A 13052-nucleotide genomic window follows, 5' to 3' on the forward strand; every position below is an offset into this window, starting at 1 on the left:
CGGCGCCGGACGCGGCGGAACCGAAGGGTCCGGAGCTTCCTCCGGACCGGATCAGACGTTGACGCCGAAGTCCTGCGCGATGCCGCGCAGACCCGAGGCGTACCCCTGGCCGATCGCACGGAACTTCCACTCCGCGCCGTTGCGGTAGAGCTCGCCGAAGACCATCGCGGTCTCCGTCGAGGCGTCCTCGCTGAGGTCGTAGCGCGCGAGCTCGCTGTTGTCCGCCTGGTTCACCACGCGGATGTAGGCGTTGCGCACCTGGCCGAAGCTCTGCTGGCGGGTCTCGGCCTCGTAGATCGAGACCGGGAAGACGATCTTGTCGACGTCCGCCGGGACCCCGGCGAGGTTGACCTTGATGACCTCGTCGTCGCCCTCGCCCTCACCGGTGAGGTTGTCGCCGGTGTGCTCGACGGAGCCGTCGGGGCTCTTGAGGTTGTTGAAGAAGACGAAATTCCCGTCGCTGCCGACCTTGCCCTCGGTGTTCGTCAGCAGAGCGCTGGCGTCGAGGTCGAAGTCACCGCCGGTGGTCGTACGGGCATCCCAGCCCAGACCGACGATGACCGCTGTCAGGTTCGGCGCGGCCTTGGTCAGCGAGACGTTGCCGCCCTTGCTGAGGCTGACTCCCACGAGTCCTCCAAAAGTTTGAGAGGGGCGGCAGACACCAGCACCCCCGTCGTGCGTTGGCATCGGATCAACGATTGGATCCTAGTGACCGGTTCCCGGCCAAAACAGGCTTTTGGCCGGTCGCCGCCAGGAGATCCCCGGATCCGGGAGGTCACAAACCCCGGATCCCGCACATCACGGACCCTCGCGTCACGGACCCCGGTCACCTCGGCGGCGGGCCGGGGGCTCCGCGGATCAGATCGAGTCGAGCGCCTTGACGTAGTCGTTCAGGTCACGTGCGTCCGGGAGGCCGTTGACGACGGTCCAGCGGACCACGCCCTCCTTGTCGATGACGAAGGTGCCGCGCACCGCACAGCCCTTGTCCTCGTCGAAGACGCCGTAGGCCCGGGAGGCCGCGCCGTGCGGCCAGAAGTCCGACAGCAGCGGGTACTCCAGGCCCTCCTGCTCGGCGAAGACGCGCAGGGTGTGGATCGAGTCGTTGGAGACGGCGAGCAGCTGGGTGTCGTCGTTCTCGAACCGCGGCAGCTCGTCGCGGAGCGCGCAGAGCTCGCCCGTGCAGACGCCGGTGAAGGCGAAGGGGTAGAAGACGAGCACCACGTTCTTCTCACCGCGGAAGTCGGCGAGCCTCACGGTCCGCCCGTGGTTGTCCTTCAGCTCAAGATCCGGAGCCTGTGTACCGACCTCGATCGCCATGGAAACGCATCCCTTCACCGGTGTCACGACTTCCCCGGCATGGGCCGTCCGGGTGATCCCACCCTACGCAGCGGCCCCTCGGAACAGGGGCAGGCCCCACCGGCGCACACGAAGGCCCCCGGCGGCGTGATGCCGTCGGGGGCCCCGGTGGTGTTGGAAGAGCCCTCAGCGCTTGGCCTTGGCCCCCTTGGGGGTGACCAGACGGCTGCCCGTCCAGTCCTTGCCCGCGCTGATGCTCTTGGTCTGGGCGAGACCAGCTGTCTGGGCAGCCTCGTTGATGTCGCTCGGTTCGACGTATCCGTCGCGGCCGGTCTTGGGCGTCAGCAGCCAGACCGCCCCACCGTCCTCGATCAGACCGATGGCATCCACCAGCGCGTCCGTAAGGTCGCCGTCCTCGTCACGGAACCAGAGCAGGACGACGTCGGCGACGTCGTCGTAGTCCTCGTCGACGAGTTCCTGGCCGATTGTGGCCTCAATGCCCTCACGGAGCTCCTGCTCGACGTCGTCGTCGTAGCCGATCTCCTGGACCACCTGTCCGGGTTCGAACCCAAGCCTCGCGGCCGTGTTGGTCCGTTCCTCCGCGTGGTCCGCGGTCGCGCTCACGGGTTGCCTCCTGATCATGTTTCGGAAAATGCTTCAGCCACGCGCGTGCGCGGGGCATTGGCCGTAGTCCACACGGGCGCGGCGAATCGCGCAAGTACCCGGCGTCCGAGACCGCCTAAACGGTGACGTTCCCTGCCACGTCGCCGCTGTGTCCGGCATGTCTCCTGCGGGCCCGGAAAAGGGGTCCGGACCCTTTACGTCCTTCCTCAGCTTATGCCGTTTCGCTCCGCCATTCGGATTCGAACGGGCTTTGGGAACGCTTGGCCGGGTCGGGCGTATCGTTGCGGTTCGGTCCGGACCGTCCCCGCGGCGCTGATACTCGTGCCCCGGACACGGCATCCGCGAACCTTGTGTTACCCCACGGTAGAGATGACGTTTGGAACCTCGCGGTACACGATGGAGGCGGCGTACAGCAGCCGTCACGGGGGTACGTTCCCCGCAACCAGGCTCTGAAGAGCACCACCGAACAGCGAAGGAACAGCGTGGCTTCCGGATCAGATCGCAACCCGATCATCATTGGCGGCCTTCCGAGCCAGGTCCCGGACTTCGATCCAGAAGAGACCCAGGAATGGCTGGACTCCCTCGACGCCGCCGTCGACGAGCGGGGCCGTGAGCGGGCCCGCTATCTGATGCTCCGGCTCATCGAGCGCGCGCGCGAGAAGCGCGTGGCCGTGCCGGAGATGCGCAGCACCGACTACGTGAACACCATCGCCACGAAGGACGAGCCCTTCTTCCCGGGCGACGAGGAGATCGAGCGCAAGGTCCTCAACGCGACCCGGTGGAACGCCGCGGTGATGGTCTCCCGCGCCCAGCGTCCCGGGATCGGGGTCGGCGGCCACATCGCCACCTTCGCCTCCTCCGCCTCGCTGTACGACGTCGGCTTCAACCACTTCTTCCGCGGCAAGGACGACGGCCGCGGTGGTGACCAGATCTTCTTCCAGGGACACGCCTCCCCCGGCATCTACGCCCGCGCCTTCCTGCTGGACCGGCTCAGCGAGGCCCAGCTCGACGGCTTCCGCCAGGAGCAGTCGAAGGCCGGGCACGCGCTGTCCAGCTATCCGCACCCCCGGTCGATGCCGGACTTCTGGGAGTTCCCGACGGTCTCCATGGGCCTCGGCCCCCTCGGTGCGATCTACCAGGCGCGGATGAACCGCTACATGGAGGCGCGCGGCATCGCCGACACCTCCGACTCGCACGTGTGGGCCTACCTCGGCGACGGCGAGATGGACGAGCCGGAGTCGCTCGGCCAGCTCTCCATCGCCGCGCGCGAGGGCCTGGACAACCTCACCTTCGTGGTGAACTGCAACCTTCAGCGCCTGGACGGGCCGGTACGCGGCAACGGCAAGATCATCCAGGAGCTGGAGTCCCAGTTCCGCGGTGCCGGCTGGAACGTCATCAAGCTGGTCTGGGACCGCTCCTGGGACCCGCTGCTCGCGCAGGACCGGACGGGCATCCTGGTCAACAAGCTGAACACGACGCCGGACGGCCAGTTCCAGACGTACGCCACCGAGACCGGTGCGTACATCCGCGACCACTTCTTCGGTGACGACCCGCGGCTGCGCGACATGGTCAAGGACATGTCCGACCACCAGATCCTGCACCTCGGGCGCGGCGGTCACGACCACCGCAAGGTCTACGCGGCGTACGCGGCGGCCAAGGCCCACAAGGGGCAGCCCACGGTGATCCTGGCGCAGACGGTCAAGGGCTGGACGCTCGGACCGAACTTCGAGGGGCGCAACGCGACCCACCAGATGAAGAAGCTCACGGCGGACGACCTCAAACGCTTCCGCGACCGTCTGCACATCCCGATCGCGGACAAGCAGCTGGAGGACGGCAACCCGCCGTACTACCACCCGGGCCGCGACTCGGAGGAGATCCAGTACATGCACGACCGCCGCAAGGGTCTGGGCGGTTACGTCCCGACGCGTGTGGTGCGTGCGGAGCCGCTGCCCCTCCCCGACGACAAGGCCTACGCGACCGCGAAGAAGGGTTCGGGCCAGCAGTCGATCGCCACGACCATGGCGTTCGTCCGTATCCTGAAGGACCTCATGCGGGACAAGGAGATCGGCAAGCGTTTCGTGCTGATCGCTCCCGACGAGTACCGCACCTTCGGCATGGACGCGTTCTTCCCGAGTGCGAAGATCTACAACCCGCTCGGCCAGCAGTACGAGTCGGTGGACCGTGAGCTGCTCCTCGCGTACAAGGAGTCACCGACCGGCCAGATGCTGCACGACGGCATCTCCGAGGCGGGCTGCACCGCCTCGCTGATCGCCGCGGGTTCCGCCTACGCCACGCACGGCGAGCCGCTGATCCCGGTGTACGTCTTCTACTCGATGTTCGGTTTCCAGCGCACCGGTGACCAGTTCTGGCAGATGGCCGACCAGCTCGCGCGCGGTTTCGTGCTGGGCGCGACGGCCGGCCGTACGACGCTGACCGGCGAGGGCCTGCAGCACGCGGACGGCCACTCGCAGCTCCTCGCGTCGACGAACCCCGCCTGTGTCTCCTACGACCCGGCGTTCGGGTACGAGATCGCGCACATCGTGAAGGACGGTCTGCGCCGGATGTACGGCGGCGGCCCCGAGGAGAACGAGGACGTCTTCTACTACCTCACCGTCTACAACGAGCCGATCCAGCACCCCGCCGAGCCCGCCGACGTGGACGTCGAGGGCATCCTCGCGGGCGTGCACCGCTACCGTGCGGGCGAGGCCGGCCGGATCCCGGCCCAGATCCTGGCGTCCGGTGTCGCGGTCCCCTGGGCGGTCGAGGCGCAGCGGATCCTCGCCGAGGAGTGGGACGTGAAGGCGGACGTCTGGTCGGCGACCTCCTGGAACGAGCTGCGCCGTGAGGCCGTGGAGGTGGAGCGCCACAACCTGCTCCACCCGGAGGAGGAGCAGCGCGTCCCCTACGTGACGCGGAAGCTGTCCGGCTCCGAGGGCCCGTTCGTCGCGGTCTCGGACTGGATGCGCTCCGTGCCGGACCAGATCGCGCGCTGGGTCCCCGGCGCGTACCAGTCGCTGGGCGCGGACGGCTTCGGCTTCGCCGACACCCGTGGTGCGGCCCGGCGCTACTTCCACATCGACGCGCAGTCGATCGTGCTGGCCGTGCTCACCGAGCTGGCCAAGGAAGGCAAGGTCGACCGTTCGGCGCTGAAGACGGCGCTCGACCGCTACGAGCTGCTGGACGTAGCCGCGGCGGGCCCCGGTCCGGCGGGCGGCGACGCGTAACACCCCTGGCGGGTACCGGAGGGCGGCGGGGCTTGACGGCCCCGCCGCCCTCCGGCGTTCCCGGGCCGCGCCCCACCCCCTCCTGCGGCGGGGTCAGTTCTCCCAGATCTTGAACGCCCTGACCGTGTACGGCGACCGGGGCACCCAGGTGCCGCTGCCCGGGTACGTCTCGAACTCCCCGGTCTCCTCGCACTCCTGGGACTGATAGGTCGTGACGGGACGTCCGGTGCGGTTGACGAGCGCCTGGGCGTGACGGCCGGCCGGGAGCGGGACACAGCTCTCGATGCCGACGGTGGACAGCTCGTAGGTCTGGGTGGCTCCCGAGAAGCCCGGCCGTGTCCAGAGGCAGAGCCGGCCCGCACCGCAGGGTGCGAGCCCCGCGGGCGCGGCCTGCGGGGCGCTGCGGGAGCGCTCGTGCCCCGCGGGTGCGTGGTGGACGGCGGGCGCGGCGCCCGAGGCCAGGGCCGTGGCCGGGACGAGCGCGGTGGCCGCCAGGGTGGCGGCGAGAACGGTCGTGCGCATGGTGGATCAACCCCCGTGGTCGTGCGGGCCGGACGGCTCGCATGTCCGCACTCTGACCTGCGGGGAGGCGGCCCGGGAAGGGGCGGGGTCGCGGACCACCCTGATAGGCGACAGCCCCGCCGGAACCTTCCGGCGGGGCTGTCGGATGCGCTGGGTTGACGCCGGGGGGCGTGGCCGGTCCGGCGTCCGCCGGCCGGGGGACACGGCGTCAGATGTGGCCTGCGCCCACGCCTGCCTCGGCGTTCGCGCCGCGCTTGGTGAGGGTCGCGACCAGCGCCGCGACGACGGCGACGATGCCCCCGACCATGAAGGCGGCACTCATTCCGGACACGAACGTGTCATGGGCGACGTCCGCGATCCTCGCCGCGATCTCCGGCGGGGTGCCCGGGGCGACCGGCGGCATGCCGACCTTGACGGCGTCGGACGCCTGGTCCAGCTGCCCCGCGGCGACCGGCGGCAGGTCCGCGGCCTTCCAGTTGTCGCCCAGCGTCGCGTCGACCCGGGAGGCCATCACGGCGCCCAGCACGGCGGTGCCGAGGCTGCCGCCGACCTGCATGGCCGCCTGCTGGAGCCCGCCCGCGACACCGGAGAGCTCCATCGGCGCGTTGCCCACGATGACCTCGGTGGCCCCGACCATGACCGGTGCGAGACCGATGCCGAGCAGGGCGAACCAGAGCGACATGGTCAGCGTGCCCGTGCCCACGGTCAGTTGCGACATGCCGAACATGGCGACGGCGACGGCGACCATTCCGCCGACCAGCGGCAGACGGGGGCCGAACCGGGTGATCGCGGCGCCGGCGAGCGGCGACGCGACGATCAGGATCCCGGTCAGCGGCAGCAGGTGCAGACCGCTGTCGATCGGGCTCAGGCCGTGGACGTTCTGCAGGTAGAAGGTGACGAAGAACAGTCCGCCGAGGAAGGCGAAGGCCATCAGCACCATCAGGACCACACCGGCCGACAGCTGCACGGAGCGGAACATGGCCAGCGGGACCAGGGGCTCGCGCACCTTGTTCTGCGCGAACCCGAACGCGGCGAACAGGACGAGGGACGCACCCAGGAACGCGAGGGTCGCCGGGTCGCCCCAGCCCCACTCGGAGCCCTTGATGAGCGGCCAGATCAGACAGAACATCGCCCCGGACAGCAGGACGATGCCGCCGATGTCGAACGACCTGGGCGCGTTGTCCGCGCGGTGGTCCCTGAGGACCACGAAACCGAGCACGAGCGCGATCACGCCCACCGGCACGTTGATGAAGAACACGGACTGCCAGCTGACGTGCTCCACGAGGACGCCGCCGAGGATCGGCCCGCCCGCGGTCGAGGCGCCGATCACCATGCTCCAGATACCGATGGCCATGTTCAGCTTCTCGGCCGGGAAGGCCACCCTCAGGAGGCCGAGCGCCGCCGGCATGAGCAGCGCACCGCACAGGCCCTGCAGGATCCGGAAGCCGATCACCAGGGAGACGCTGCCGGAGAAGCCGATGGCCGCCGACGACGCGGCGAAGCCGACGACGCCCAGCAGGAACGTCTGGCGGTGGCCGAAGCGGTCACCGAGCTTTCCCGCGGCGATCAGCGAGACCGCGAGGGCGAGCATGTAGCCGTTGGTGATCCACTGGACGTCGGCGAGCGAGGCGCCCAGGTCCTGCTGGATGACGGGGTTGGCGATGGCGACGATCGTGCCGTCCAGCGCCACCATCGTCACGCCGATGGCGACGGCGAAGAGCGTCAGCCAGGGGTGACCGCGCAGCCCTTTCGCCGATGCGGGGAGAAGGGTGTCCTGAGGCTCCCGGGGCGCCTTCTCGACTGTGGTCTGACTAGTCATACGCGGGAGATTATGTCAGCCACTGACAGTCGACAAACCAATTCACATGACAGTAACCGTCATGTAGCTCACAGGTAGGCTGATCTGCGCGAAGCAGTGGAAAGGGGTCCAGTACGTGACACGCAGGCAGACGCCGGGCCCCGCCCCCGGGGCTCCGGCCGGTTTGCGCGAGCGCAAGAAGCGGCGCACCCGCGAAGCCCTGCTGCGGGCCGCCCTCAGGCTCTTCGCCGCCCAGGGGTACGACAGGACCACCGTCGACGAGATCGCCGACGCGGTCGAGGTCTCCCAGCGCACCTTCTTCCGCTACTTCGCGAACAAGGAGGCGGCCGCCTTCGCCGTGCAGGACGCGATCGAGGCACGCTTCCTCGTCGAACTCCGTCAACGGCCCGCGGCGGAGACCCCTTTCGAGGCAATGCGCCGCTCGATCCTGATCGCCTGGAACACCGTCCCCGAAGCGGTCGGAAGCGACGAAGCGGCCGAACTCCGGATCCGCACCTACCGGATGATCGAATCGACGCCCGCACTGCTCGCCGCCCACATGCGGCGGAGCGTCGGGCTGGAACGGCAGGCCACCCTCGTGATCGCGGAGCGTGAGGGCCTGGACCCGGAGGCCGATCCGCGCCCCCGGGTCGCGGTCGCGGTGTTCGCCGGGGTGATGCGCCTGACCGGCCAGCTGTGGAGCGGCAGGCGGGACGGCGACCTGGAGGCGCTCAGGGAGCTGACCGAACTCCACCTGGATCACCTCGGACCTGCGCTCTCCGAGAAGTGGCGTACCCCGTAGGCCCGCACTCACCCGCGCCGCGCACATGTGCCGGACGCCTCATGTCGACGACATGGCCGAACTCACAACCCGTGGAACATATCCGGCATTTCGGGCATCAGTGAATCGCCGGGCGCGTCTGAGTGTGCGCCAGGTGCGCACGGAGCGTGAGAGAGGAGAGGTCGATTCCCCTCGCGTGAGTGATCCGTGTCACCCCTGCGACGACCTCGCGTGCGCGTCTCCTAGGGTGGTGCCCAGTGACTTCCTTCGACTCCTCCCCCACGCTCACCGCATGGCGCGCGCTGCTCGCCATCGCGGTCGTGTTCGTGATGCTGGCGACCACCGGATGGACCGCCGTGCGTCACCAGCACACAGCCGCGCCGCGCGAGATCGCCCTCGCCTCCTGGGCGAAGGACCGCATAGCCGGTCACGCGCTGCCGGACCCCGAGGCCCCCGCCTACCGGCTGGCCCACTTCTTCGCGACACTCACGGCGGGCCAGCAGGTGGCCCTGGCCGACAAGTACCCGCTCGTGGTGGGGAACCTGAACGGCGCGCCGGCCGACCTGCGCTACCGGGCCAACCGGCACGCGCTTGCGGACGCGGAGACGGCGGAGCAGCAGCGCGCGAAGGACGTGCGGCTCTCGCCGGACGGACGCCGGCAGGCCGTGCTCCGGCTGGAACGCTTCCGTTCCCTCCTCGCGGGGGACCGCCAGATCCTGGCCTTCGACCCCTCGGGGCGCGGCCGGGCGGCCGAGGTCTTCGGCGACCTGGACCGCGCCGACCGGGTCTCGGTCGTGGTGCCGGGGGTCGACACGAATCTGCTGACCCTGGAGCGCACCGGCCCCAAGACCAACGCGGCGCCCGTCGGCATGGCGCGGTCGCTGTACGGCGCGGAGCGCTCGGCGCGCCCCGGTTCCCGTACGGCGGTCATCGCATGGGCGGACTACACGGCACCTGCCGGCATCGGCATGGACGCGGTGCTGGGAGGACTCGCCAAGGAGGGTGCCGAGCGGCTGAACGCGCTGGTGAGCGGGCTGCCGGGGCTCTCGGACGTGACGCTGGTCTGCCACAGCTACGGTTCCGTGGTGTGCGGGGTGGCCGCCCGTCACCTGCCGTCCAGGGTGTCCGACATCGCGGTCGCGGGAAGCCCGGGGATGCGCGCGGACAACGCGGCCGCGCTCCACACCCGGGCGAGGGTCTGGGCGATGCGGGACAGCGGTGACTGGATCGCCGACGTGCCCAATCTGGAGGTCGGCGGACTGGGGCACGGTGCCGATCCGGTCGATCCGGACTTCGGCGCGCGGATCGTGTCCGCGAACGGCGCGGTCGGGCACAGCGGCTACTTCGAGCCGGGCACGGAGAGTCTCGACAACTTCGCCGCGATCGGCGTGGGCGCCTACGACTCCGTCAGTTGTGCGCGCAGCGATCAGGCGTGCCACCGGGAAATCTCCGGCGACGCGGACGGCCGACGCGCGTAGAAACTCGTGCGACGCGCGTGACGACGGCGAACGGCCTGCCCGATTTCGCCTGTACAGAGGGGGGACGTGCGAGGCCGTGCCACATACGATGAGGCACATGGGTGATGTGCTGGCCGGAATTCATGCCACCTGGGAGTTCGACACGGACTCCTTGCTCATCCGCTTCGAACGGGGGATCCGCACGCCGAGGCTCCTGCAGAGCCTGCGTGAGCGCCGCATTCCGTACGCGGCGCTGTCGTCGGTGACGCTGACCCCCGGCAAGCGGAGCACGGTGGTCCTGCACGCGGTGCCGAGACCGGGTGCCGATCCGCTGCTGGAGGCCGCGGCCGGGCAGCTCAAGGAGGCCTGCGACCCCTACCGCCTGGTGCTGCCCGCCGAGCGGGAGACGCTGGCCGACTACTACGCCGACGAACTGCGGGCCCTGCTGGGCCCCGAGGCGTCCCGGCCCGCGGAGCGCTTCATGGTGTCGGCCCCCGAGGCGCCGATGCACTTCAAGGCGTACGACGGCCGGGCGGGCTTCGACGGGACCCTGGTCTCCTTCCGCTGGTACTGGACGGGCGCGTCCAGCGCCAAGTGGAAGGCCGGCGACCAGACGTTCCCGGTGGCGGACCTGGGCGGGATCGAGTGGCGCTCCCCCGAGGCGTTCGAGGGGTATCTCCGGCTGCTGCCGCGCGGCACCGACGCGGGCACCTCCGGGGCCGACGAGGCACCGCACCCGGCCGCGCCGCGCGTGCAGCCGGACCAGGACCCCGCCTCGGTGGTGTTCGGCCTGGGGTACGGGCAGGTCCACGAGTCGCTGCCGTTCGCCGCGGCGGTCCTCGAGTCGGTCCGCCGGACCCAGTCGGTGCCGGTCGCGACGGCGCCCGTGCCCGTGGGCGGCCGGCGCGACCCGGCGGACATCGCGGAGCGCATACGCCACCTCGGCGACCTCCACCGGGCGGGTCTGGTCACGGATGCCGAGTACACCGCGAAGAAGACGGAACTGCTCGCCGAGCTGTAGACGGGCGCCGTCGGCCGCCCGGTAGCGCCGGCACCCCGGCTCCGGGCCCCGGAACCCCTACTCAGGTAGGGGTGCCGGAGCCCGTGGAACGGGCCCGGGGCAGGACGCCGGCCATGGTGCTCCGCGCCTACCCTGACCGGATCATGACCACGTCTCCCCCCGGGCCGACGCCCCAGCCCCAGCCCCCCGCAGGCGCTCCGCCGAGCGCGGCCCTCCGTCATCTGCGCGAGCTCGCCCACGGGCTGTCCCACGCCTCCCGTCCACCGGTGCCGCCGTTCGCGGACTCACCGAGCCGCTGGCTGCGCCTGCTGCCGTACGCGGTGGTGACCGCCCTCGCGGCCGTGTTCATCCCCGTCACGATCCAGGTGCTGGCCAACGACTACCACGTGGGCGGCGGGGTCGCCGGGGCGCTGGCGGTCGGGCAGGCCGCACCCCTGCTGATGCTGGCGCACCGCCCGCTGCAGGCCTGGTGGATCGTCTTCACCGCCGATGTCGTGGGTGCCCTGGTACTGCTGGGACAGCCCCGTGACCCGGGTGTCATCTGGCCGTGGCCCCCGCCGACGCTGATCGGATACCTGTTCGTGCTGCTGGCCCTCGGGCTGCGCGAGCGCCGGCCCACGGTGATCGGCGTCTGGCTGGTGACGGCACTGGCGGGGCTGCTGCTGCACCTGTCCGCGCCCGCCCGCAGCGACGGCGGCGCACTGCTGCTCCTCGTCCTCGGCGGGGTCGTGCTGGTCATCGGCGCGGCGGTGCGCGAGCGGAGCGACGCCCAGCGCAGGCTCGTGGAGCAGGAGGTCATCAGCGAGGCCGAGCGCGCGCAGCGCACCCTGCTGGAGGAGCGCACCCGGATCGCCCGTGAGCTCCACGACGTGGTCGCGCACCACATGTCGGTGATCACGGTGCAGGCCGATTCGGCGCCGTACCGGGTCGCCGGGCTCTCCGACGAGGCGCGTGCCGAGTTCGCGTCGATCGCGGCCGGCGCCCGGGAGTCCCTGGCCGAGATGCGGCGGCTGCTGTCGGTGCTGCGCAGCGACGGCAGCCGGGGTGAGCTTGCCCCGCAGCCGGGGCTCGACCGGGTGCAGCAGCTGGTGGAGGCGACGGTACGCACGGGGCTCCCGGCCGAGCTGTCGCTCGCCGCTCGGGTGCGGGAGGCGGTGGAGCGGGGCGAGGTGCCGCAGGCCGTGGATCTGTCGGCGTACCGCATCGTGCAGGAAGCGCTGGCCAACGTGGTGCGGCACGCCCCGGGTGCGCGGACCCGGGTGTCGGTCACGGCGCGGGACGGCCACCTGACGGTGCTGGTGGTCAACGGCCCCGCACAGGGGCCGGGTTCGCCCCTGGAGGCGTCGGGGACGGGACACGGGCTGGTGGGCATGCGCGAACGCGTACGGTTGACCGGCGGCAGCCTCGACACCGGCCCGCTGCCGGACGGGGGTTTCCGGGTGGCCGTCCGGCTCCCGCTGCCGCCGTCCCGGCCGCCCTCGGCGGCACCGACCCCGGAGGACCTGTGAGCATCCGCGTGATCATCGTCGACGACCAGGCCATGGTGCGGGCGGGTTTCGCCGCCCTGCTGGCCGCCCAGGCCGACATCGACGTGGTGGGCGAGGCCCCGGACGGGCGACGGGGCGTGGAGGTCGGCAGGACCACGCGTCCCGACGTGGTGCTGATGGACGTCCGGATGCCGGAGATGGACGGACTGGCCGCGGCCCGCGAGCTGTTGAGCCCGCCCGCCGGGGTGATCCACCGGCCGAAGGTCCTCATGCTCACCACGTTCGACGTCGACGACTACGTCTACGAGGCGCTGCGCGCCGGAGCCTCGGGCTTCCTGCTGAAGGACGCCCCGCCGGCGGACCTGATCTCGGCGGTGCGCGTGGTGGCGGCGGGCGACGCGCTCCTCGCGCCGTCCGTGACCCGGCGGCTCATCGCGGACTTCGCGCGGCAGCGCCCGGCGGTGGCGGCCGGCGGCCCCGCGCTGCGGCTGAACGGCCTGACACCCCGGGAGAGGGAGGTCCTGGAGCTGATCGCCCGGGGCCTGTCGAACCAGGAGATCGCGGCGCGGCTGGTGCTGGCCGAGCAGACCGTGAAGTCGCACATCGGCCGGGTGCTGGCCAAGCTCGGCCTCCGGGACCGGGCGCAGGCGGTGATCTTCGCGTACGAGTCGGGGCTGGTGGCCCCGGGCGAGCGGTAGCCGGGGGCCACTCCCCCGCGCGGTGGTGGGGGTCTCCCCCCGTACGCCCCCTACCCCGGTATCACCGCACAGTTGGCTCCCCGGGGTGACGCCCTGTCACCCGTCGCCCTCCTACCTTCCTCTCCGGCACGCCGACCGGTGTGC

At 70.9% G+C, this 13052-nt stretch carries 11 protein-coding genes; 6 read left to right on the forward strand and 5 right to left on the reverse strand.

Features of this window, described 5'->3' with window-relative positions; all coding sequences use genetic code 11:
• Positions 1-51: 51 nt before the first annotated feature.
• From ACFYY2_RS23505 to ACFYY2_RS23515, 3 genes are all read right to left on the reverse strand, one after another.
• The gene (locus tag ACFYY2_RS23505; protein WP_329036966.1) at positions 52-627 is read right to left on the reverse strand and encodes a TerD family protein; all 576 of its coding nucleotides are present in this window, start codon (positions 625-627) and stop codon (positions 52-54) included.
• A 231-nt stretch (positions 628-858) separates the two neighbouring features.
• Positions 859-1317: a peroxiredoxin gene (locus tag ACFYY2_RS23510; RefSeq protein WP_388745946.1), complete on the reverse strand. Its 459-nt coding sequence runs from the start codon at positions 1315-1317 to the stop codon at positions 859-861.
• A 165-nt stretch (positions 1318-1482) separates the two neighbouring features.
• Complete coding sequence (locus ACFYY2_RS23515) at positions 1483-1920, reverse strand: DUF3052 domain-containing protein (protein ID WP_056784969.1); 438 nt, start codon at positions 1918-1920, stop codon at positions 1483-1485.
• A gap of 482 nt (positions 1921-2402) precedes the next feature.
• On the opposite strand from ACFYY2_RS23515, the gene aceE reads away from it, so the two are divergent.
• Positions 2403-5144, forward strand: a complete 2742-nt coding sequence (gene aceE, locus ACFYY2_RS23520) for a pyruvate dehydrogenase (acetyl-transferring), homodimeric type (protein WP_388745948.1) — start codon at positions 2403-2405, stop codon at positions 5142-5144.
• 93 nt (positions 5145-5237) lie between these two features.
• On the opposite strand, the gene ACFYY2_RS23525 is transcribed toward aceE, so the two are convergent.
• Positions 5238-5666, reverse strand: coding sequence for a peptidase inhibitor family I36 protein (locus ACFYY2_RS23525; protein WP_388745950.1), 429 nt, complete (start codon positions 5664-5666; stop codon positions 5238-5240).
• 208 nt (positions 5667-5874) lie between these two features.
• Positions 5875-7359, reverse strand: coding sequence for an MFS transporter (locus tag ACFYY2_RS23530; RefSeq protein WP_388746076.1), 1485 nt, complete (start codon positions 7357-7359; stop codon positions 5875-5877).
• Between the two features lie 241 nt (positions 7360-7600).
• Here ACFYY2_RS23530 and ACFYY2_RS23535 point away from each other — a divergent pair, with 241 nt between their 5' ends.
• The 5 genes from ACFYY2_RS23535 to ACFYY2_RS23555 all read left to right on the forward strand — a co-directional run bounded on the left by ACFYY2_RS23535 (position 7601) and on the right by ACFYY2_RS23555 (position 12908).
• Positions 7601-8266 carry a TetR family transcriptional regulator gene (locus ACFYY2_RS23535; RefSeq protein WP_388745952.1) on the forward strand — a complete coding sequence of 222 codons (666 nt, stop codon included), beginning with the start codon at positions 7601-7603 and terminating at the stop codon, positions 8264-8266.
• Positions 8267-8502: 236 nt separating this feature from the next.
• On the forward strand, positions 8503-9723 hold the full coding sequence (locus ACFYY2_RS23540) for an alpha/beta hydrolase (protein WP_388745954.1): 1221 nt from the start codon (positions 8503-8505) through the stop codon (positions 9721-9723).
• Between the two features lie 97 nt (positions 9724-9820).
• Entirely contained in the window at positions 9821-10723 is a 903-nt protein-coding gene (locus ACFYY2_RS23545; protein WP_388745956.1) for a DUF4429 domain-containing protein, read from the forward strand.
• A 143-nt stretch (positions 10724-10866) separates the two neighbouring features.
• A complete protein-coding gene (locus ACFYY2_RS23550; protein WP_388745958.1) occupies positions 10867-12231 on the forward strand; it encodes a sensor histidine kinase in 1365 nt (454 codons plus the stop codon).
• A complete protein-coding gene (locus tag ACFYY2_RS23555; protein WP_388745960.1) occupies positions 12228-12908 on the forward strand; it encodes a response regulator in 681 nt (226 codons plus the stop codon). Before ACFYY2_RS23550 ends, ACFYY2_RS23555 begins: the two co-directional genes overlap by 4 nt.
• Positions 12909-13052: the final 144 nt, after the last annotated feature.

The organism is Streptomyces sp. NPDC001822 (assembly GCF_042892135.1).
Lineage (GTDB): Bacteria > Actinomycetota > Actinomycetes > Streptomycetales > Streptomycetaceae > Streptomyces.

Excerpts from the sequence above, each read along its gene's own strand:
- ACFYY2_RS23510 (WP_388745946.1), bottom strand. The coding sequence starts at position 1,317 with ATGGCGATCGAGGTCGGTACACAGGCTCCGGATCTTGAGCTGAAGGAC.
- ACFYY2_RS23525 (WP_388745950.1), bottom strand. The coding sequence starts at position 5,666 with ATGCGCACGACCGTTCTCGCCGCCACCCTGGCGGCCACCGCGCTCGTC.
- ACFYY2_RS23530 (WP_388746076.1), bottom strand. The coding sequence starts at position 7,359 with ATGGTGGCGCTGGACGGCACGATCGTCGCCATCGCCAACCCCGTCATC.
- ACFYY2_RS23545 (WP_388745956.1), top strand. The coding sequence starts at position 9,821 with ATGGGTGATGTGCTGGCCGGAATTCATGCCACCTGGGAGTTCGACACG.
- ACFYY2_RS23550 (WP_388745958.1), top strand. The coding sequence starts at position 10,867 with ATGACCACGTCTCCCCCCGGGCCGACGCCCCAGCCCCAGCCCCCCGCA.